This window comes from Pseudodesulfovibrio cashew (assembly GCF_009762795.1).
Taxonomy (GTDB): domain Bacteria; phylum Desulfobacterota; class Desulfovibrionia; order Desulfovibrionales; family Desulfovibrionaceae; genus Pseudodesulfovibrio; species Pseudodesulfovibrio cashew.
In genome coordinates this window covers 903,436-923,548 of record NZ_CP046400.1, presented here as the reverse complement: position 1 = coordinate 923,548, position 20,113 = coordinate 903,436, and the positions used below count along the sequence as shown (strand labels likewise).

Sequence of the window (20,113 nt, the reverse complement as noted above, 5' to 3'; positions counted from 1 at the left end):
ATTCATGCATCTGTGCCCTGAAACCGGGAATCCCCGGTCTCGGGGGCATGAGACCGGGGATTCGCAGACTTGGAGGTTGAAGGGCGAGAGTGTGATGGGTGTTGCTCTTCTTTGATCCGAAAAATTATCAGGCGGGTTCGTAATAGCAGCGTTTGGGCGAGATGACCTGGCCGTTTTCCTTGAGGGACTTGATCGCCTTGGACACGTCCTTGCTGTCCACGCCCAGGGCCTTGGCCACATCTCCGGGACGAACCGGCTTGCCTGCGTCACGCATTGCTTCGAGTACTTTAGCTTCCATTATTTTCTCCTTCGAGTCCGTGTTGTTTTGCTGATAACAGTATTCATTCCTAAAAATGGTCAGAATGTCAAGTGAAAAATGATCGGCGCGGCGAATTCCCTGTTTGATCTTTGGCTGGACGCGGGATAGTGAGTGGTAAAAGGGGAGGAGGCCGCCCTGTCCGGGCGGAGCGCGGCATGAAGGAAAAAGACAGCACCAGGGAAGAATTGATCCGCGAGGTTGCGGAACTGCGACTGCGGCTCGCCGCCAGCGAGGGCGCGCTGGAGGAGCTCAGGTCCAGCGGGTCCGAGGAGCGGGCGGAATGCCTGGACCGGATCGAATCCATGCAGCGGGCTCGCGAGGCCCTGGGCATGGCCAACTTCATCGTGGAGCACTCCCCGGCGGTGCTTTTCCGCCGGGAGGCGAACGAGGACGCCAAGCTGGTCTATGTCTCGGAAAACGTCAGCCAGTGGGGCTACACCGCTGCGGAGTTTCTTTCGGGCGAGCTGACGTTCAGGGATATCATTATGGAGGAAGACGCCGAGCGCATGGGCGAGGAACTCTCCAGCTTCCGGGACAGCAATGCCGAGACGTACTCCCAGGAATACCGCATCCGCACCAGGGGCGGCGGCATCCGCTGGATATCGGACGCCACGTCCGTGATCTGCGGCGATGACGGCGCTCCGCTGTTCAATCAGGGTGTGCTTCTGGACATAACCCGCCGCAAGGAGGCCGAGCAGGCCCTCGCCCGGAACGAGTTCAAATTCCGCCGGACCATCGAGGGCGCAGGCCAGGGCTACCTGCTCATGGATGCCGGACTGAACATCCGCGAGGTCAACGAGGCCTATAGCCGGATGCTCGGGTATGCGCGGGAGGATCTCCTGGGCAGACGCCCCCATGACTTTGCCACCCTGGAGTACCAGCGCTTTCTGGAGGCCAACCGGGAGCGGTTCAAAATGGAGATGCATCGCCGGTTCGAAGGGTCCATGATCCACAGGAGCGGTCGAGTGGTACCCGTGCTGGTCAACGCCCACACCCTGCTCGGGGAGGACGGCGAATTTCTTGGGCACGTGGCCTTCGTCACGGACCTGACCGAGCAGAAGAAGGCCCTGGAGCTCGCGGGCGAGGTCCAGAAGAGCCTGCTGCCGGAGCGCGCTCCGAGCATCCCCGGCCTGGACGTGGCCGGGGCCTCCGTGGCCTCGGAAGTGGCCAGCGGCGACTATTTCGACTATCTGGAGGGGCTCGACCCGGAACACCCGACCCTCTCCCTGGCCGTGGGCGACATTTCGGGCCACGGCGTGGACGCGGCACTGCTGATGACCACGGCACGGGGCTTTTTGCGCATGCGCGCGGGACAGCCTGGCTCCCCGGCCCAGATCGTCACCGAGATGAACCGCCACCTTTCAGAGGACCTGGAGGGCTCGGGCCGGTTCATGACCCTGTTCTATCTCAACCTGGATCCGGAGCAGCGCGTTGCCCGCTGGGTGCGCGCCGGGCATGATCCGGCCTTGATCTACTGCCCGTACAAGGACGCCTTCACCGAACTGGGGGCTGATGTGGCCGGGCTCCCCCTGGGCGTCATCGGTACCTCCACCTATCCCGAAGCCTCGGGCGAGGTCCATCCGGGCCAGATCATCGCCATCGGCACCGACGGCATCTGGGAATCGCGTGACGCGTCCGGCCAAATGTTCGGCAAGGCGCGGTTCCGCCAGGTCCTGCGCGACAACGCCCGGGGATCGGCCAAAGACATTCTGGACGCGGTCTTTGAAGCGGTTCGGATTTTTACGGACGGGGCCAGGGCCGACGACGACATCACCCTGGTGGTGGTCAAGTACGGCTCGGGCGAAGAGGCCGTCCCTTGTCCGGAAGAGAAGGCAACGGACGGCGTCACTTCCGCGTGAACACCGCCAGCCCGTCGTAGTGCAATTCCCTGATGGTCACCGAGGCCACGTCCCCGTCCGGGGTCACGTCGAAGTCGAAATGGTACTCGGGCGAGTCCGGGTCCATCTCGGGCCAGTCCCCGGCAAAGGTGTGCATGGTCCGGTGGCGGACCCTGATGGCCACCCGCTTGTCCTTGCCAAACCGGACCATGAGCCGGTTGCGCTCCGCCGTGACCGCCATCTCTCCGTAAACCGGGCTTGAGTATGTACCCGCGTAGGCTGCCGGTGGCAGGCCCGGCAGGCTGGGCGGTGTCGCCTCCGCTTCTTCGGCCTCGGCCTTTTCCGCTGCTGCGCGTTCCTTGAGGAATCGTTCACTCCAGTCGCTCTCCACTCCGGACATCAGGTCAAAGAACTGGAGGCCAAGGGCGTCGGCGAGCTTGTGCCCGCCCAGGTTGGTCAGCACCACCAGGCCCAGGTCCAGTTCGGGCGAAAAGCCTACGAAGGAATTGATGCCCGAGGTGCCACCGTTGTGCCAGACCACCACGGTCTTCTTCAACTCGCTGCGCATCCAGCCCTGGCAGTATGCGCCGTGAAAATCCCCTGCGAAGACAGGCGTCTGCGGGGTGTGCATGTAATCGGCGGCCTTCGGGCTGAACAGCCTCGCCCCGGCGAACTCCCCGCGTCCCAACTGCACCCCAACCCACCGCGCCATGTCCCGGGCCGTAGAATTGAGCCCGCCCGCCGGTCCGTAGACGTAAGGCCATGCCGCAAGCATGGAGCCAGGCTCGATGGGGCTGGGCGTGCCATTGACCAGCACGTGCAGCGAGGCATTGTTCGTGTTCCCTGTCAGCCCCGCTTCGGTCAGGGAGGAATCGGTCATGGAAAGGGGGGACAGGATGCGCTCCCGCATCAGGGTTTCCCAGGATTTGCCGGTCAGCCGTTCCTCGACCTCGGCCCCGGCCACGAACAGGTTGTTCACGTAGGAGAACTTGTCGCGGAAGGAATAGATGGGCTTGACGTGGCGCAGTGAACGGACGATGTCCCGCCTCCCGAAACCAAGGAAACTCAGTGCGTCGCCCGCGTAGGCGGGCATGCCGCTGTGCTGTGCGAACAGGTCGTGGATACGGGATTCCCGTGTCACCCAGGGGTCGTACATCATGAAAGCCGGGTCGAGTTCGGCCACGCGATCATCCCAGTCCGCCTTGCCTTCGTCCACCAGGGTGGCCATGAGCGCTACGGTGAACGCCTTGGTGGTGGACCCCACCTGGAAGACCGTGTCCCCGGTCACGGGCAGGTCTTCGCCAAAGCGTCGGGTGCCGAACCCCTCGGCGTAGACGACCTCGCCGCCTTTGACCACGGCCAGGGCCATTCCCGGGACCTTCCAGTCCTTCATGCCCTTGACCCCATACCGTTCGAATCCGGAAAGGCGGTCCTCGAAGGCCCCGGCGGCGGCAGTGCCGGACAGAAGAATCAGGGCGAAAACAAGGGCGAAAGTGAAGCGAAGCGGGCGAGCGACCATGGGAAACCTCCAATGCATTGTTCTGCCCACGTTGCCCGTCCATCAGCGCGAAATCAATGATAATCGCGGGCGAACGGCATTGCCTGTCGCGCGCATGCCTTCTAGAGGAAATCCCACTCCTTGCGGCGGAGCCAGGCATAAGAGCGTATGCCGTGGACCATCTCGGCCAACCGCGTGGCCCCGGCGTTGACGAACAGGCTCAGGGAGCCAGGTCCGGCGATTCGCATGCCCTGGAACAGGGCCCAGCGCAGGCGGTCCGAGGCCTTCAGTTCGGGGATGATCTGGCGGTGCAGCCGTCTGGCGTAACGCGGTCCGGGGTCGACGCGGTTCGCCTGGCTCTCTGCCAGCGCCTCCCCGGCATACAACCCGGTGCACAGGGCGAAGAAGATGCCTTCGCCGAACAGGGGTTCCACGTAGCCGCCGGCGTCTCCCGCAAGCAGGGCGCGTTGGTGGAATGGGGCGCCCAGGTAATTGCCATAGGGCAGGGGGTGGCCGTGCAGGGCGGGCACTAGGTCCATGTCCACGCCAAGCCGGGTCAGGTAGGCGCGGAACAGCTCGGAAAAATTCTCTTTTTTGCGTCTGAGGCCGCAGATCCCGAGGATCACCCTGTCCCTATTGGGGAAGACCCAGCCGTAGCCCGCGTCGAGGATGCCCACGATCAGTTCGGGGTGATCCACGGGCCTGGGGAAGTCTTCCGGCGGCAGGGATATTTCCAGGGCCGGGGCCATGTTCCGGCGAAAGCGGTCCCGATCGAATCGGGGAAACGCGGACCGGACCACGGAGTTGGCGCCGTCAGCGCCCAGCACGTGGCGGGCGGAGACGGTCCGGCCTGACGCCAGGGTCACGCTCCCCTTCTCCGGATCACAGGCGGTCACGCCCTCATCTTCGAAAACCTCGGCTCCGGTTGCGCGGGCATGGCCGAGCAGCATGTCGTCAAACCGCGTCCGGTCCGTGAAGTGAAAGGGATAGGGAAGCCGACCCGAGGCCAGACCGTGCTCAAAGGTGCGGATGGAGTAGTATTCGGAGACGTGGTTAATCACCCCGGACCGGATCATTGATTCCGGGGTTTCTCCGAACACGGCTTCCAGCAGCTTGACCGATTTCCAGGTCAGCAGTCCGCCGCAAAGTTTTTTTCGCGGAAATCGGGCGCGGTCGAACAGGGCAACGGACAGGCCCTGCCGCGCCAGCACTGTTCCGGCGGTGGCTCCGGCCGGACCGGCTCCACATATGATGACGTCGTATCGATTGCCCATGGGTCAGAGAGAATTATGAAGTGTTGACCAGTCCTTTCATTTCCTTGCCTTCCTTCTTCAACTGGCGGTAGGCGTCGATATCCTTGTCCAGTTTGAGAAGTATGGCGCGGACCAGTTCGGACCGCTTGGCCCGGCGCGCCGGGGTGGTGATCCGCGCCCCGTCGCGCATGATCAGCCGGACCTCGAAGATCACCTCGGACTGTGGGGTGACTCCCTTGTAGCGGTCCTGAATCGTGGTCTCGACAGTGGCCGAGGTGACTATCTTGGCGTAGGCGTTCACGTACTTGCGCAGCCGGTCGACTTCCTTGGTGCTGAAGTCCCTCTCCGTCAGATCGCCCCGGAAATAGAGTTTGGCCGTTCCCGTGTGGTTGAACACCGAATCGCCCTGGCGCACGATATCCAGGTTGAAGAAGATGACCATGGCACCCACGGCGCAGAGGATCAGGATGATGTTCCTGGCCCACTCCTCGCTACGTTTGCGTCTTGCTGCTGCCATGGTGTCCTCTCGCGGTCGCGCCCGGCCCGTTCCCTACAGCTCCCGCTTGCAGGCCAAGGGCATGCGCCAGCCCGTGCCGAAGGAGCGCGGCGTGAGCTTGATGCCGGGAGCGGCCTGGCGGCGCTTGAATTCGGCGAACCGAACAAGACCCAGCACCTGGTCCACCACCTCGGGCGCAAAGCCCTCGGCCACGATCTGGTCGCGCGACTTGTGCCGCTCGATGTGCAGGGCCAGGATGGCGTCCAGGGTGGCGTAGTCCGGCAGGGAGTCTTCGTCCTTCTGGTCGGGGCGGAGCTCGGCGGACGGCGGCTTGGTGATGATCGCCTCCGGGATGTGCGGGGCCACGTGGTCGTTGTACCAGCGGGCCACGCCGAAGACGCCGGTCTTGTCCACATCGGAGATGACCGCGTAGCCGCCGGACATGTCGCCGTAGATGGTGCAGTAGCCCACGGCCAGCTCGCTCTTGTTGCCCGTGGTCAGCAGCAGGGCCCCGTATTTGTTGGACAGGGCCATGACCAGATTGCCCCGGATGCGCGACTGGATGTTCTCTTCGGTGGTGTCCGGCGAGTAGCCCTCGAAGGCCTCGGACAGGGTCTCGGTGAAGGCGTCCATGATCGGCTCGATGGGCAGGGTCAGGGTCTTGACCCCGAGGTTGGCCGTCAGTTCCAGGGAGTCGTCGATGGACCCCTTGCTGGAGTAGGGCGAGGGCATGAGCACGCAGATGACGTTCTCCGGGCCCAGTGCCTCGGCGGCGACCACGGCGGTGACAGCGGAGTCGATGCCGCCGGACAGGCCGATGATGCCCTTGGAAAATCCTGATTTGAGCACGTAATCGCGGGTGCCGGTGACCAGGGCGCGCCAGGTCTCGGCCTCGCGGCAGAAGTCGTCTTCGGCTACGGTTCCGCCGGTTGTGATGTCCACGGCCATGACCGCTTCCTCGAAGCCGGGGGCGCGGGCCATGAGCTGGCCGTCGGATTTGAAGCCGCAGGAGCGCCCGTCAAAAACCAGGTCGTCGTTGCCGCCGGTCTGGTTTACGTAGACCACGGGCACGCCGTACTTGCGCGCAACGGCCCCGAGCATGCGCTCACGCAGTTGCTGCTTGCCCAGGGAGAGCGGCGAGGCCGAGAGGTTGACGATGACGTCCGCGCCGTGCCGTCCGATCTCCTCCAGGGGGTCGTGGGTATAGATGCGGTTTTCCCAGAAATCCTTGTCGTTCCAGGCGTCTTCGCAGATGGTCACGCCGATGATCATGCCCTGGTAGCGGATGATGTTCGCCTCCGGGTCGCCGGGCGGCGATGGCTCGAAATAACGGGCCTCGTCAAAGACATCGTAGGTGGGCAGCAGGGTCTTGCGGACGACCTTGCGGATTTCCCCGCCTTCGCACCACAGGGCGCAGTTGTACACCGGCTTGCCCTGGCCTGATTCGTTGCGGACCACGCTGCCCAGGAGCAGGGGCGGCAGGTCCGCCAGCTCCGAGGCCAGTGCCTCGGCCTCCAGGCGGGCCTTGTCCACGAATCCTTCGTAGAGCAGCAGGTCTCGGGGCGGATACCCTGTCAGGGCCAGCTCCGAAGTGACGCAGAAGTCCGCGCCGGACGCGGCGGCCCGGCGGGCAGCCTCGGCGATCCGGGACCGGTTTCCGGCCAGATCGCCCACCACTGGATTGAGTTGCAAGACGCCTATCTTCATGCGGTTTACCTACGCCAAAGCCGGGTTTCGGGCAACAGGATATCTGCCCCGCCTGATGTCGCGGCCTTGACATCGACGACAGGGGAGGCCATTTTCGGGTACGGTCACGGCCCTGAACGCAACCCGGCAACAACGCTCCGACACCTTTATGGAAAACCCCACATTTACTGCCCTGGCCGAGTTGGGAATCCTCAGCCGGGGGGCGGATGCGCCCGGACAGGGAGACAAAGCGGACCCGGGCCCCCACGCCTACAGGGACCACACCCAGTTCTGCCGGTTCGAGAATCACAACTACCGCCGTCCCTTCCCGGACAAGTCCATCGCGGTTTTCGATTTCTTCGAGCCCGGTCTGACCGTGGCCGAAGCTCTGGCCGTCACCGGGCTGACCGTGTTCCTCGGCGCGGCGGACTCGCCCGAGCTCCGGGCCTGCCTGGATGATCCCGCCGCCCTGGTCCTGCTTTTCGAACCGGACGAGGCGGCGTTGGCGAAATTTCTCGAGGCGGTCCCGGCCACGCGCCTGGCGCGGCAGAATGCCTTCCTCTTCCTTGGCGACCCGTGTTCCTTTGCCCCGGCGCTTCAGGACCAGTTGCCCTCCGGCGTGTTCGAGCGGGGCACCCCCGCCTTTTTCCAGACCGGGCGCATCGCCGCCGAATACGAATCCTGGGCCGCCGCCGTGACGGAATACCTGGAGATTCTCCACTTCCGCCACGCGGTCTACCCGCTCACCGGCCAGTTGATGAAGCTCTCCCGCCCGATCCGGTCCATCAAGCGCAAGCTCACCTGGGACCAGCAGGTCCACGCCTACGAGAACATCCCGGACTACCTCTCGCGGCCCGGCATTCGGCAGCTCAGGAATCGTTTGAAGGGGCACGCCGCCATCCTGGTTGCCGCCGGACCGGCCCTGACCGAAAAGCTCGACTACATCCGGGCCAACCGCGACCGTGCCGTGGTCATCTGCGTGAACAACGCGCTCAAGCCCCTGGCCGAGGCGGGCATCCGGCCCCACTTCACGGTCATCAACGACACCTCGCTCAGCTCGGGCGAGGTCTTCCGGCACATTCCCGAGCAGCCCGGCACCATCCTGGTGGGGCACTGCCTCTCCGACCTGGGCCGGGACCGGTTCCGGGTCAAGTACCTCTTCGGCGAGCACCTGCCGAACATCTTTCCGCCCCGCGAGGACCTCGACCTGCACGGTTCGGTGATCACCACGGCCTTTTCTCTGGCCCGCCATCTGGGGTGCGCGCGGTGCGTCATTGCGGGCGGACAGCTCGCCTCGCCCGATCCCTGGAAGCTGGCCTACGCCAAGGGGGCGACCAATCACGCACCCGAATCGAGGCGGCGGGCGCTCATCAACCAGCACCCGCAGCTCTATCCCGTGGACACGCCTTTCGGGCAAACCCTGTACACCACGCCGAACTTCCGTGACGCCGCCCTCTGGCTGGCCGAGGAAATCCGCCTCTCCGGAATCGAGTGCGTGAACACCAGCAGGGAGAGCATCCTGTACGGGCCGGGCATCCGCTTCGAGAGCGAACCCGTTCTGCCCGAGGCCTCCTTTTCCCGCGCCCTGGCCGACCTGTTCAAGCCGGAACCCCCAAGCAGCCGCCCGGACCTCGCTCTGGAGCACGTCCGCCATGAACGGGCGAGCTGGACCGCCATTCTCCGGGCCGCTGAAGAGGTGCTTCGAGACCGGACCCCGGCGATCCTCATCAAAGGGGCGGCCATCCTCGAGCAACTGGACGGCAGTGGAGTGACCTTCCTGGTCGAGCGCCATCCCGGCTTCGACAACCGCCATTTTCATCGCCTGGTCTTCGAGGGAGGCCCTGCCGCACAGGCCGAGGGGTATCGCCAATACTTTGAACACCTGGAGCAGATGGGCCGTGAAGTGCTGGCCCTTCTGGACGAGAGCGAACAGGCCTGCCGAAGATTTCGGTGAGTTCGGGCCTTTCGGCGCTCTTGTTCCGCGCTCGCAATCTGACGTAATTGTCTGTGTTGCCTGAAAGAAGAGAATTCCAAGGCCGGGCTTGCGTCCGCAGTCCCTTTCCCCATCCGTCTGGCATGGAGCCCGTGGCGAAATCTCCCGGCGGGGGCTTCTAGAAAAACGCCTTGATGACGTCTGCTGCCTGGCGTTCGGCCACGTGGCAGATTTCCGAGAGATCCTTGGTGGAGAGATTCAAAGTATTCCAAGCCGTTTCGTTGAGGCTGGGAACCAGGGACGCGCCCGAGGCTCCTATGCCGAGCCCGTGGGTGATGAAGTCTGCCAGGTGGACCACGGAGGCCTCTTCAGGGTGGACCCCATGCTGGGGATGGTGGTGGTGGCAGATGATCTGGCCCAGGAACTCGGGCAGGTGCCAGGCCTTGAGCATTTCGCAGCCGATGTCGGCGTGGGTGCACCCCCACAGGGAGAGTTCCACGTCTTCCAGCGCGCGGCGGCCCACCTTGGCCTCGCGCAGCACCTCGGTGGACTCCTTCGGGTGATTCTTGAGCATGACCAGGCGCCCGATGTCGTGCAGCAGCCCGGCCACGAAGAATTTTTCGTCGCCTTTGAGCCCGGCCTTGTGCGCCAGGAGGCGGGCCACTGTGCCGCAGGTCACGGAGTGAATCCAGAACTCCCGCAGGGTGAAGTATTCTTCCGGGATGTCGTCGAAGGCGGCGATGACCGAGACGCCAAGGGCCAGGTTGGTGATCTGGTTGGTGCCCACGATGGTTACGGCGCGGGACAGCGTGTCGATCTTGCTGGGGAAACCGTAGAACGGCGTGTTGACGAGCTTGAGCAGCTTGGCTGCCAGGGAGACGTCCCGGCTGATGATCTCGGCCACGTAGGAGGCAGAGCTGCGCGGGTTCTCCAGGGCCTCGGATATCTGGGTGAAGATGTCCGGCAGGGAGGCCAGCTCCAGTTCCTGCTGGACCACGGCGGCGGGGTCCACGTTCAGGGCGGGGCGCTCAGGCGTTCCGAAGAAGTCGACGGTGTCGTCATGGGGGTTGGCCGTGAGCATCCAGCGGGCCTGCTCCGCGTTCAGGCCGCGGGCCTGGTGAAGCACATAGAGTTTGGCCATCTCCTGGACGGCGGGGTGCTTGAGGGGGTTGAGCACGAAACGCTGGGCGGCCATGATCTTGCAGGCCTCCAGCACTTCGGGGTCCAGCTGGTCCAGGGAGGTCGGGCCACCAGGTGTTTCTTCATCCCCCTGGATTCGGGCCTCGGCGATGCCCCAGACCCTGCAGGTCCGGATGTGCGCGTCAGTGAGCATGGTCCCGCCGGGCAGGAGCAGCCTGCCGTCCGAGGTGCTCAGGTCCTCGTCCAGGATCATGCCCGGTTCCAGGGCGTCGATGTCGATGATGGGCATTGGCGTCTCCCTATGCTGTAACTGTAGCCAGTATCAGGTTTAGTCTATAATCCCCTTGTTCACAAGGCAATACTGCTTGATTTGGCGGCGGAATGGTGAGAAACCGCTGTTTGGCCGATAAGGAGACCTCGTGACCAACACCGCTTGCAGATTGATTTTTCCCGGCCCCTGCCGAAGAGCCGCCTTTGTGGGCCGCTACAAGCGTTTCACGGTGGAGGCTACCGCTCTTGACGGCAAGGACGCCGGAGAGGCTCTCATGGCCCACACCAACAATACCGGCTCCATGCTCGGCCTGCTTCGTCCCGGCCAGGCCGCGCTGCTTTCGCCCGCCGCCAACCCGAACCGGAAGCTCAAGTACACTCTGGAGGCCCTGGAACTCGGCGGGGCGTGGGTCGGCGTGAATACGCTCACGCCCAACCGCATGCTCCATCGCGCCTGGGAGACCGGGGCCATTCCCGAGCTGGAGGGCTATGCCAATTTCAGGAAAGAGGCCAAGGTGGGGCAAAGCCGCCTGGACGCCCATCTTTCCGGTGACAGAGGCGAGCTCTGGGTGGAGTGCAAGAACGTGACGATGGTCGAGGACGACGTGGCCTGTTTCCCGGACGCGGTCACCGAGCGGGGGCAGAAACACCTGCGCGAGCTCATGGCCCTGGCAAAGACAGGGGCGCGGGTGGCGCTTTTCTTTCTGGTCCAGCGTCCTGACGGCGGTTGCTTTGGTCCGGCCGACGTGATCGACCCGGTCTATGCGGAGCTGTTTTACCAGGCCCTGGACAAGGGCGTTGAAGCCTGGCCCTACGTGGCGAACGTGGATGAGAGCGGCATTTCGCTCGGAAAGCGGCTCAAGGTGGTGCGTCCATGACAGGTCTGGTTCTCGGTGCGATTATCATCAGCTTTGCTTCGATCATGGTCACGCTGGCGGGCATGCCGCCGGACGTGGTCGGCTTTTACCGTCTGGCCGGGGGCGGGCTGGGGTTGTTCGTCCTCCTTTGGGGCACGGGCGGACTGAACCTGCTGACCCGGCGCATCTGGAAATGGTCGCTGTTCAGCGCCGTGTTCTTTGCCGCCGACTTCTTCTTCTGGCACCGCTCCATCGGCCTGGTGGGGCCCGGCCTGGCCACCATGCTGGTCAATTTTCAGGCCGTCATCCTGGCCTGCGTCTCCATCGTCTTTCTCAAGGAGCGGGTCTCGGCGTCCTTCCTGTTGGCCATGGGCCTGACCATGGCCGGTCTGTATTGCATGGTCGGGGTGTCCTGGGACTCCTTTTCTCCCGAGTTCAAGCTCGGGATCATCTTCGGCCTGCTCACGGCGCTGGCCTATGCCCTGTACCTGCTCAGCCTGAAGTTTTCGGTCAGCCAGGGTGGGGCCGACCCTCTGGCCCTGGCCTGCGCCGTGGCGCTGTGCACGGCCGTTCTGATGGGCGGGCTGGCCCTGGCCGAGGGCGAATCCTTTGCCTTCCCCGGCTTCAAGTCGCTGGCGGCGGTCGGGGTCCTGGGCCTGGGCTGCCACGCCGGGGGCTGGTACTTCATCACCCGCTCCATGCAGCGGGTGCGCACCTCCCTGGTGGGCCTCATTCTCCTGCTTCAGCCCACCCTGTCCTATGTCTGGGATACCCTCCTGTTCGACAAGGTCTCCACGCCGGTGGAGCTTGTGGGCGTGGGACTGGCGCTCATCGGCATCTACCTGGGCTCGTCCAGGCCGGGCAAAGTGTAGCAGTGCCTTGCCCAAAACTGCGGGGCCATGTAGACCAGACAACATGAGCGAAGAGAAAAAAGAATTTCCCACGGCCGTGGCCGCGCCTGAAGGCGACGTCGTTCCCCTGACCCTGACCATGGTGGGGGACCTGCTCTCCCTGTCCAGGGAAAGCCCCCGCAGGCGGATGATCCAGTGCCTGCACAAGAGCCCGGAGGCCGGGGTGCACAAGATGTTCAACGCGCTCCAGCCCGGCACCTACGTCATGCCTCACCGGCACTTTTCCCCGCCCAAGACCGAGTCCGTGCTGGTCATCTCCGGATCCCTGCTCTTCGTGGAGTTCACCGACGACGGCGAGATCCAGAACCACACCCTGGTTCAGCCCGGCACCGAAATATTCGGCGTGGACGTGGCCCCGCACGTCATTCACACCTATATCGCGCTCAAGCCCGACACCCTGATCTTCGAGGTCAAGGACGGTCCCTACGAGCACGACGCGGACAAGGACATCCCGGCCTGGGCGCCGGTTGAGGGCACGCCCGAAGCCACGACTTTCCTGCTCAACCTGCTCAAGGACCTGGCCGAACTGACCGGGGCCGCCGCCAAGGAGGCGCAGGAAGGCGCGGAGTCGGGGGAAGAGCCGGAGCAGTAGCCGCCGGTTCCGCTTGTCTGCAAAGGGGTAATACAGTACACGGGATGATCTTTTTGCAAAGGAGCATCCGTCCGTGAACAGCCGCGCCCTTCGAGCCGACATCCTGCTTTTCGTCACCGCAGCCATCTGGGGCTTCGCCTTCGTGGCCCAACGCGTGGGCATGGACCACGTGGGGCCGCTGACCTTCAACGGGGTCCGCTTCGCCCTCGGTGCCCTGGCCCTGACTCCGCTCATCCTGCGCATGGAGAAATTCCGCTCTTCGAGCCATGCAGGGGTAAGCAAGAAACGGCTCGCCGTGGGCGGAGGCTGCCTCGGCCTGGCCCTGTTCTTCGGAGCCACGCTCCAGCAGGTGGGGCTGGCCGGTCCGCAACTCGCGGCCTTCGGCTTCACCGCCACCACTGCGGGCAAGGCTGGCTTCATCACCGGACTTTACGTGGTCTTCGTGCCCCTCTTCGGCCTGCTCCTGGCACAGAAACCGGGCTGGGGCACCTGGATCGGCGCGGCCCTGGCCGTGGTCGGCATGTACCTGCTCTCGGTCACCGCGGATCTGACCATCTCGTTCGGCGACCTGCTCGTCTTCATCGGTGCATTGTTCTGGGCCGGGCACGTGCTGCTCATCGGCAAGCTCTCGCCCGGCATGGACGCGGTGGACGCCATCAAGCTCTCCACGGTGCAGTTCGCGGCCTGTGCGGTGCTCAGCCTGCTCTGCGCCGTATTCACGGAAGAAATTTCCTTCGCGGGAGTGCAGGGCGCGGCCCTGCCCATCGCCTACGGCGGGCTCATGTCCGTGGGTGTGGCCTACACCCTCCAGGTGGTGGCCCAGCGCGACGCCCAGCCCGCCCACGCCGCCATCATCCTCAGCCTGGAGTCGGTCTTCGCCGCCCTGGGCGGCTGGATGCTCCTCGGCGAGGTGCTTACGGTCCGCGCCATGATCGGCTGCGGCCTGATGCTCGCGGGCATGCTGCTGAGCCAGCTCAAGCCCTGAGCCGGGGGCTGCGGGCCGACTTTCTTGCGGCTTAAGAAATTCTTTGAAAAGGACGCTCGATAGTTGACTCCCTGACTGTTGAAATCAGGAGAGGAAGCCGCCTTTCGGCGGGATTGACGGGTGACTTCGCCTCCGGCGGCCAAAGGACAGGTCCTTTGGATTCCTGCTCTGCGCCTTTGGCGCGTTTTCTTGTAGCTTCGCTCATCAACCGTAGATAAAGCCAATGAGCTTCATCTCGAAAGATCGTGGGCAACCGCCTATTCCCCCGCTGCACCACATGGTGCGGATACCCTGGTGCTACAACTCTTGCTATACGCGCCATATCTATGATCAGTCGATTTTAAATAGTATGGTGTCCCTGTAATTGCACACACAACCCAACCGCAACCGGCTAACCGGCTGGCGACGTCAGCCTCGTTGCGGTCAACGATTTCAAGCAGTGTCGGTCTGGTAAAAGCCATGAGGTCCTCACAGGTCTGCAGGGTTTCGGTGTCTGCTGAGGCCCACTCGTAGGTGCCGTCCGCCTGGACGGTGTAGCCGTTCAGAGTGATCGTGGTGTTGCCGTCGCGCTAGCCACGCCCTCATCCACCAGCCACTGAGCGTCTCCAGGGCGTACTCGCGGAAACGGGACACGGTCTCAGGCGTCAGCTTTTCGCGGCGGAGCAGCCAGAACTTGGAGCCAAGGCGTCGCCGCTGCCGTCCTGCAAGGTCGGCAGCGTGTGGTCCAGGCACCAGCCTCGGCGGTCGGTTTCGCGGGCTGGCAATTCCTCGTCGTGGTCGGCGAGGTGGTCGGAGAAAAGGGAGATGACTACGGCGGTCTCCAGATCGGAGACCGTGGCTAGGCGGTCGTCGTCAACGCGCAGGTCGCCACCGCTGTCGAAGTTGTAAAGCTTCAACATGCGGCACCTTCTGGGAGGCGAACGAATGTGGGAAGAGAGGTTAACGCCCGTAGGGAGTGAGCATTGCAGAGAAGTAAACGAATACCGTCACGGTGGCCCAGATCGACGCTCCTGCCAGGACGAGCCGCTGGAATGTCGGGCGCAGAAGCCAGACGCATGTCACGGCACCGCCGATGCAGACTGTGGCCAGGAAGTAGAACCAATTTCCTTCCAGGGCCAGAGCGGCCATGAACATTGACGGAACCAATGCCAACGACGACCCGCCGCCTAGCGTCCAGACGAACAGAGCACCGAGCAGGACGACCGAAGCCCAGACAGCCAAGCCCATGCGGCCTACCGTATGCGAAGATTGAATACTCATTAGGTATAGCCTATAAACATACTCCGAAAAACGGGGTAGTTTGCGAATTGACGTTCTATTTTTTTGTAGGCACCTTAACTATCCTTTCTTCTTTCGTCCACGTTTCTTCTGCTTTAGCTCTCTTCCTAGCATCACTTCCAGCTTGTCTACAAACGACTCACCTCTCAACGGGCGGCCTGTCTTCTCAGTACTTGTAACCGACTCGAATTCATCCAGTCTGCCCGGTCCAGACAGATGGTGATCCAATCTGGCACCATCTCCAGCATTGGCCGTGCTTTGACCAGAATATCATCCTGCGCCAACGTGTGCGCCCTGGCACTGCTCTATAAAATTTTATTACTCGACCACAGCGGCTTCCTCCCCTGGTTTTCCTCTCTTCTACTCGCTCAGGATCGGGGTGATCCGTTCCAGGGCCCAGTCGATGTCTTCCCGGGTGATGACCAGGGGCGGGGCGAAGCGGATGATGGTCTCGTGGGTCTCCTTGCAGAGCAGCCCGGCTTCCTTGAGCTTTTCGCAGTACTGGCGCGCGCCCCCGGCGTCGTTGTGAAACTCCACGCCGATGAGCAGGCCGCGTCCGCGCACTTCCTTGATCTTGGGATTGTCGATGCGGCGCAGGCCCTCCATGAAGTATTCGCCCACGGCTGCGGCGTTTTCCACCAGCCCGTCCTCCACCAGCACCTTGAGGGCGGTGCGGGCCACGGCGCAGGCCAGGGGGTTGCCGCCGAAGGTGGAGCCGTGCTCGCCGGGCTTGAGTACGCCCAGCACCTCGGTGTTGGAGAGCACTGCCGAGACCGGGTAGAACCCGCCGGACAGGGCCTTGCCAATGAGGGTGAGGTCGGCCTCCACGCCCTCGTGCTCCTCGGCCAGCAGCTTGCCTGTGCGGCCCAGGCCTGTCTGGATTTCATCGAAGATCAGCACGATGCCCTTGTCATCGCAGATGCGGCGCACGTCGCGGAGATAGCCGTCCGGGGGAATGATCACCCCGGCCTCGCCCTGGATGGGTTCGACCAGGAAGGCCACGGTGTTGTCGGTGATCGCCCGCTCCAGGGCGTCGGCGTCACCGAATTCGATCACCTTGAAGCCGGGGGTGAAGGGCCCGAAGTGGGTCGTGGAGGTGGGGTCGGTGGAGAAGGAGATAATGGAGATGGTCCGGCCGTGGAAATTGTTGCGGCAGACGATGATCTCGGCCTTGTCTTCGGGCACGCCCTTGATCTCGTAGCCCCACTTGCGCACGGCCTTGATGGCGGTTTCCACGGCCTCGGCCCCGGAGTTCATGGGCAGGACCTTGTGCGACCTCGTCAGCTCGCACAGCTCCTTGTAGAGCGGCCCGAGCTGGTCGTTGCGAAAGGCGCGTGAGGTCAGGGTCAGCTTTTTGGCCTGCTCGACCATGGCATCCATGATCCGCTGGTTGCAGTGGCCCTGGTTCACGGCGGAATAGGCGGACAGGCAGTCCAGGTAGCGTTTGCCCTCCACATCCCAGACCCAGATGCCCTCGCCTCGCGTCAGGACCACGTCCAGCGGCTTGTAGTTGTGCGCACCGAACTCTTCTTCGATCAGTATGTATTCCTGCGGCTTCATCTCGCCTCTCCTTTTTCGGTCATGATGACGGCCTCGGCCATCTGTGGGCAGTGCCTCGTCCCGCGCATCCTTCCCGAGTGCAACTTCACGGATTTACGGGGCTGGGTAACCTGCCTGAATCTCCTACAATATCAGGTATGGGCCCGATGGCGAAATTTTGTCAAGGCCAGTCCCGAGTTCTCTGGTCGCGTCGGCAGAGGAAATGGCGCGCCGGACTTGCTCCGGCTACCGGAATATGCGAGAAAAGCGGCATTCCATTGCGTGCGCCGTCCATTTCTTGCGGGAGAATTGAAGGTTATAACGGCGCAACGATCCTATTTGTTGTACTGGCTCATTCCATGCGACCGGTTTTCGAACCGGGTTGAGGGGTGGTGTTGCATGGCGAAAAAGAGTGATCACGAGTTGGGTAAATCCGGTCCTCCCGGGACGGGGGAGGACGGGGACGTGGCGTCGGGCCTGTTCGATCATGTCCCGATGCCGTACCAGTCTCTGGATGCCGAGGGCCGGTTGCGGGACGTCAACCAGGCCTGGCTGGAGATGTTGGGGTATCCCCGGGACACGGTTGCGGGAACGCCGTTCGAGACCCTGCTTACGACCCAGTCCCTGGGGTTGTTCAGGGAGGCCTTTCCTCTGCTTCTGGCCGGGGAAGAGGTCACCGGTCTGGAATTGATTCTGATTCACCGGCTGGGCTCGAGGGTTCTTGTCAGCCTGGACATACGCGTCAGCCCCGGACCCGAAGGCGAATTCAGTCTCGCCCACTGCGTGCTGTGCGACATCACCGAGCAGCGCAGGAGCGAAAAGAGGCTGGCCGCAAGCGAACAGCGGTTCCGGGGGCTGTTCGAGACCAGCATCGACGGCATCATCTACATCGATGCCGAAGCCACCATTCTCGACGTCAATCCCGCCTTCTGCAAGATGCTCGGCATGACCCGGGATGGGCTGCTCGGCAAGAACGGTCGTGACGTCATCGTACCGGGCGGCGCGGAAGAGGTTCGGGAACTCCATAAGCGGGAACTGCGGGGAGAGCGGTTCGACGGCGATATTCGCCTCGAATTGGTGCATGCCAACGGGCACCGCATACCTGTCTCCATCCGTTTCTGGAGCGTTCCCGGCATAACCTCCTCCATCAAGGGCACCTGGGTCATGGTCAAGGACATCTCCCGGACCATCAAGGCCGAAGAGGCTCTCCTGCGGAGCGAGAGCCAGTACCGGCGGATCGTGGAGACGGCCAACGAGGGAATCATCGGCCTGGATGCCTCCCTGCGTATCGTTTTTGCCAATCAGGTCCTTGCGAATTTTCTTGATTTCGAGCGGCACGAACTGCTCGGCAGGCCCGTGCGAGACGTCCTCCCCCCGGAGGAGTCGGAGGGACTGCTGCGGCGTCTGGCCATGCGCGAGGCGGACGCGGAAACCCGTTACGAGTGTCCCTTCGTGCGCAAGGACGGAGCTCGCGTCTGGGGGCTGGTCTCGGCCTCGCGGCTGCTTTCCGAATCCGGGGAGTCCACGGGATCCTTCGCCATGATCGCGGACATCACCAAGCGCAAACAGGCGGAAGGAGCCCTGCGGCGCAGCAGCGACCTGCTCAACGAGGTGCAGCGCATCAGCCGCACCGGAGGCTGGGACGTGGACATGGTCAACGGTGAGGTCTACTGGACCAACGAGCAGTGTCGCCTGCACGGGGTCAAGCCGGGGCTCAATCCCGGCAGCGTGGACCGGATCGTCTCCACCTACGTCCACCCCGACGACCAGGAGTCGGTCCACCGACACTGGCGCGTGGTCCTCGAGGAGAAGATCCCGGACGAGGTTGAATACCGCGTTGTCAAGCGGGACGGGAGCAAGGCCGTATTTCACAAGAAGTCCATCCCCGACCTCGACGCGCAGGGCAACGTATATCGCGTCTACGGCTCCACCCGCGACGTGACCCTGGAGCGTCAGGCCGCCCTGGAGCTGGAGGAGTCGCACCGTCGCATGCTGACCATTCTGGACGGCATGGACGCCGACATCTGCGTCTCGGACGTCGACGGGTACGACATTCTCTTCATCAACAAGCACATGCGGGAAAAATTCGGGACCCCCCTGTCCGGGGAGAAGTGTTTCAGTCGGTTTCGCAGGAACCCCATACCCTGCTCGAATTGCCCCAAAACCCGGTTGCTGGATGACGACGGCGTGCCCGTGGAGACCCTTATCCGGGAGTCCTTCAACCGCGTAACCCAACGATGGACCCTCAATCACGACCGGGCCATCGAGTGGCTGGAGGGCAAGCTGGTCCACATGCACATGGCCGCCGACATCACCGCCCTCAAGGAGATGGAGGAGGAGCTCAAGCACGCCATGTGCGAGGCCGAGGCCGCCAACGTGGCCAAGAACGAGTTCCTGGCCAACATGTCCCATGAAATCCGCACGCCGCTCAACGGACTGCTCGGCATGCTCCAGATTCTTCAATTCAGCGACCTGGACGAGGAGCAGCGTGAGAGCCTGGGCACTGCGGTCAACTCCGGGCGGAACCTGCTTCAGATCCTCAACGACATCCTTGACCTTTCCAAGATCGAGTCGGGCATGATGGAGTTCGAGGAGGAGGCCATGGAGCTGGGCGAGCTCCTGGAGTCGGTGAATTCGGTCTTCCGGCACCTGGCCGGACTGCGTGGCGTGGACCTGCAATGGTGTCTCGATGATTCTCGGCCCTGCCACTTCCTGGCCGACAAGGGGCGGCTCAGGCAGATTCTTTTCAATCTGGTGGGCAATGCCATCAAATTTACCGAATCGGGCTCGGTGGTGGTTGAGGCCTATCCGCTGGAGGCGACGTTCGAAGACGGGCTGCAACGGGTCCTCTTCATCGTGACCGATACCGGAATCGGCATCCCCGAGGACAAGATCGAACGGGTTTTCGATCCCTTCACCCAGGTGGACGGGTCTTCCTCCCGCCGCTACCAGGGCACCGGCCTGGGCCTGAGCATCGTCCGTCGCCTGGTGACGCTCATGGGCGGGTCCATCTCGGTTTCCTCCATGGTGAACGAAGGTACTTCAGTGGCCTTCACCGTCCTGCTGCGCTCAAGCGACGCACCTTTACCCCGGCATCTGGAAAAGGCCGGAGCCGGAGATTTCCGGTCAGGGCTTTCCATTCTGGTGGCCGAGGACGAGTACGTCAATCGCCTTGTGGCCCGGCGGCTGTTGCACCGGCTTGGACACACGGCTACCTGCGTGGAGGACGGTGAAAAGGCGGTTGAGCTGCTGCGTTCCCACACCTTTGACTGTGTCCTTACCGATATTCAGATGCCCGGCATGGACGGCCTGGAGACTACCCGCGTCATCCGCGAGGAGCTCGGGCTGAACATTCCGGTAGTGGCGCTGACCGCCCACGCCATGAAGGGCGACCGGACACGATTCCTCGAAGCGGGCATGAACGGGTACATCGCCAAGCCTTTCGAGATGCACGATCTTGAGGACGAGCTGAGGCGCGTCCTGGAAAACGGGCGCGGCGGCGCACAGTAACAGTCGGT

At 63.3% G+C, this 20,113-nt stretch carries 17 protein-coding genes; 7 read left to right on the top strand and 10 right to left on the bottom strand.

The genetic code is table 11. From position 1 onward, the window contains the following. Positions 1–127: 127 nt before the first annotated feature. Positions 128–298 carry a helix-turn-helix domain-containing protein gene (locus GM415_RS04075; protein WP_158946555.1) on the bottom strand — a complete coding sequence of 57 codons (171 nt, stop codon included), beginning with the start codon at positions 296–298 and terminating at the stop codon, positions 128–130. A 176-nt stretch (positions 299–474) separates the two neighbouring features. Here GM415_RS04075 and GM415_RS04070 point away from each other — a divergent pair, with 176 nt between their 5' ends. Then, positions 475–2,178 carry a PP2C family protein-serine/threonine phosphatase gene (locus tag GM415_RS04070; protein ID WP_158946554.1) on the top strand — a complete coding sequence of 568 codons (1,704 nt, stop codon included), beginning with the start codon at positions 475–477 and terminating at the stop codon, positions 2,176–2,178. On the opposite strand, the gene GM415_RS04065 is transcribed toward GM415_RS04070, so the two are convergent. The 4 genes from GM415_RS04065 to GM415_RS04050 form a co-directional block, all read right to left on the bottom strand. Continuing rightward, the gene (locus GM415_RS04065) at positions 2,165–3,676 is read right to left on the bottom strand and encodes a serine hydrolase (protein WP_158946553.1); all 1,512 of its coding nucleotides are present in this window, start codon (positions 3,674–3,676) and stop codon (positions 2,165–2,167) included. The two genes, GM415_RS04070 and GM415_RS04065, sit on opposite strands and share 14 nt — an antisense overlap. Before the next feature lie 101 nt (positions 3,677–3,777). Continuing rightward, positions 3,778–4,929, bottom strand: coding sequence for a geranylgeranyl reductase family protein (locus GM415_RS04060; protein WP_158946552.1), 1,152 nt, complete (start codon positions 4,927–4,929; stop codon positions 3,778–3,780). A 13-nt stretch (positions 4,930–4,942) separates the two neighbouring features. Beyond that, positions 4,943–5,425: a hypothetical protein gene (locus tag GM415_RS04055; protein WP_158946551.1), complete on the bottom strand. Its 483-nt coding sequence runs from the start codon at positions 5,423–5,425 to the stop codon at positions 4,943–4,945. Between the two features lie 33 nt (positions 5,426–5,458). Next, on the bottom strand, positions 5,459–7,111 hold the full coding sequence (locus GM415_RS04050; protein ID WP_158946550.1) for an NAD+ synthase: 1,653 nt from the start codon (positions 7,109–7,111) through the stop codon (positions 5,459–5,461). 148 nt (positions 7,112–7,259) lie between these two features. Between GM415_RS04050 and GM415_RS04045 the strand changes: the two genes are divergently transcribed. Continuing rightward, complete coding sequence (locus GM415_RS04045) at positions 7,260–9,044, top strand: motility associated factor glycosyltransferase family protein (protein WP_158946549.1); 1,785 nt, start codon at positions 7,260–7,262, stop codon at positions 9,042–9,044. 157 nt (positions 9,045–9,201) lie between these two features. Here GM415_RS04045 and GM415_RS04040 read toward each other — a convergent pair whose 3' ends face one another. Continuing rightward, entirely contained in the window at positions 9,202–10,452 is a 1,251-nt protein-coding gene (locus GM415_RS04040) for an HDOD domain-containing protein (protein WP_158946548.1), read from the bottom strand. Between the two features lie 130 nt (positions 10,453–10,582). On the opposite strand from GM415_RS04040, the gene sfsA reads away from it, so the two are divergent. The 4 genes from sfsA (at position 10,583) to GM415_RS04020 (ending at position 13,778) form a co-directional block, all read left to right on the top strand. Further along, positions 10,583–11,311 carry a DNA/RNA nuclease SfsA gene (gene sfsA, locus GM415_RS04035; RefSeq protein WP_158946547.1) on the top strand — a complete coding sequence of 243 codons (729 nt, stop codon included), beginning with the start codon at positions 10,583–10,585 and terminating at the stop codon, positions 11,309–11,311. Continuing rightward, a complete protein-coding gene (locus GM415_RS04030) occupies positions 11,308–12,162 on the top strand; it encodes a DMT family transporter (RefSeq protein WP_158946546.1) in 855 nt (284 codons plus the stop codon). Before sfsA ends, GM415_RS04030 begins: the two co-directional genes overlap by 4 nt. Before the next feature lie 43 nt (positions 12,163–12,205). After that, positions 12,206–12,793 (top strand): WbuC family cupin fold metalloprotein, encoded by a 588-nt coding sequence (locus tag GM415_RS04025; RefSeq protein WP_158946545.1) that lies wholly within the window; start codon positions 12,206–12,208, stop codon positions 12,791–12,793. A 73-nt stretch (positions 12,794–12,866) separates the two neighbouring features. After that, complete coding sequence (locus tag GM415_RS04020) at positions 12,867–13,778, top strand: DMT family transporter (RefSeq protein WP_158946544.1); 912 nt, start codon at positions 12,867–12,869, stop codon at positions 13,776–13,778. Positions 13,779–14,246: 468 nt separating this feature from the next. Here the strand turns inward: GM415_RS04020 and GM415_RS18170 are convergent, their stop codons facing one another. The 4 genes from GM415_RS18170 to rocD form a co-directional block, all read right to left on the bottom strand. Continuing rightward, the gene (locus GM415_RS18170) at positions 14,247–14,510 is read right to left on the bottom strand and encodes a phage GP46 family protein (protein ID WP_158946543.1); all 264 of its coding nucleotides are present in this window, start codon (positions 14,508–14,510) and stop codon (positions 14,247–14,249) included. Further along, the gene (locus GM415_RS18165; protein WP_158946542.1) at positions 14,423–14,677 is read right to left on the bottom strand and encodes a phage GP46 family protein; all 255 of its coding nucleotides are present in this window, start codon (positions 14,675–14,677) and stop codon (positions 14,423–14,425) included. Before GM415_RS18165 ends, GM415_RS18170 begins: the two co-directional genes overlap by 88 nt. Before the next feature lie 40 nt (positions 14,678–14,717). Further along, positions 14,718–15,038, bottom strand: coding sequence for a hypothetical protein (locus GM415_RS04005; protein ID WP_158946541.1), 321 nt, complete (start codon positions 15,036–15,038; stop codon positions 14,718–14,720). A 378-nt stretch (positions 15,039–15,416) separates the two neighbouring features. Next, positions 15,417–16,616, bottom strand: a complete 1,200-nt coding sequence (gene rocD, locus GM415_RS04000; protein WP_158946540.1) for an ornithine--oxo-acid transaminase — start codon at positions 16,614–16,616, stop codon at positions 15,417–15,419. Positions 16,617–16,994: 378 nt separating this feature from the next. Here rocD and GM415_RS03995 point away from each other — a divergent pair, with 378 nt between their 5' ends. Next, positions 16,995–20,105, top strand: a complete 3,111-nt coding sequence (locus tag GM415_RS03995; protein ID WP_158946539.1) for a PAS domain S-box protein — start codon at positions 16,995–16,997, stop codon at positions 20,103–20,105. The last annotated feature ends 8 nt before the right edge of the window (positions 20,106–20,113 follow it).

Bases quoted from the DNA above. Each gene is read 5' to 3' on its own strand.
- GM415_RS04025 (WP_158946545.1), top strand. From the start codon at position 12,206: ATGAGCGAAGAGAAAAAAGAATTTCCCACGGCCGTGGCCGCGCCTGAA.
- GM415_RS04075 (WP_158946555.1), bottom strand. From the start codon at position 298: ATGGAAGCTAAAGTACTCGAAGCAATGCGTGACGCAGGCAAGCCGGTT.
- GM415_RS04065 (WP_158946553.1), bottom strand. From the start codon at position 3,676: ATGGTCGCTCGCCCGCTTCGCTTCACTTTCGCCCTTGTTTTCGCCCTG.
- GM415_RS04060 (WP_158946552.1), bottom strand. From the start codon at position 4,929: ATGGGCAATCGATACGACGTCATCATATGTGGAGCCGGTCCGGCCGGA.
- GM415_RS04070 (WP_158946554.1), top strand. From the start codon at position 475: ATGAAGGAAAAAGACAGCACCAGGGAAGAATTGATCCGCGAGGTTGCG.
- GM415_RS03995 (WP_158946539.1), top strand. From the start codon at position 16,995: ATGGCGAAAAAGAGTGATCACGAGTTGGGTAAATCCGGTCCTCCCGGG.
- GM415_RS18165 (WP_158946542.1), bottom strand. From the start codon at position 14,677: ATGTTGAAGCTTTACAACTTCGACAGCGGTGGCGACCTGCGCGTTGAC.
- GM415_RS04030 (WP_158946546.1), top strand. From the start codon at position 11,308: ATGACAGGTCTGGTTCTCGGTGCGATTATCATCAGCTTTGCTTCGATC.
- GM415_RS04055 (WP_158946551.1), bottom strand. From the start codon at position 5,425: ATGGCAGCAGCAAGACGCAAACGTAGCGAGGAGTGGGCCAGGAACATC.
- rocD (WP_158946540.1), bottom strand. From the start codon at position 16,616: ATGAAGCCGCAGGAATACATACTGATCGAAGAAGAGTTCGGTGCGCAC.
- GM415_RS04005 (WP_158946541.1), bottom strand. From the start codon at position 15,038: ATGAGTATTCAATCTTCGCATACGGTAGGCCGCATGGGCTTGGCTGTC.
- GM415_RS04050 (WP_158946550.1), bottom strand. From the start codon at position 7,111: ATGAAGATAGGCGTCTTGCAACTCAATCCAGTGGTGGGCGATCTGGCC.
- GM415_RS04045 (WP_158946549.1), top strand. From the start codon at position 7,260: ATGGAAAACCCCACATTTACTGCCCTGGCCGAGTTGGGAATCCTCAGC.
- GM415_RS04040 (WP_158946548.1), bottom strand. From the start codon at position 10,452: ATGCCCATCATCGACATCGACGCCCTGGAACCGGGCATGATCCTGGAC.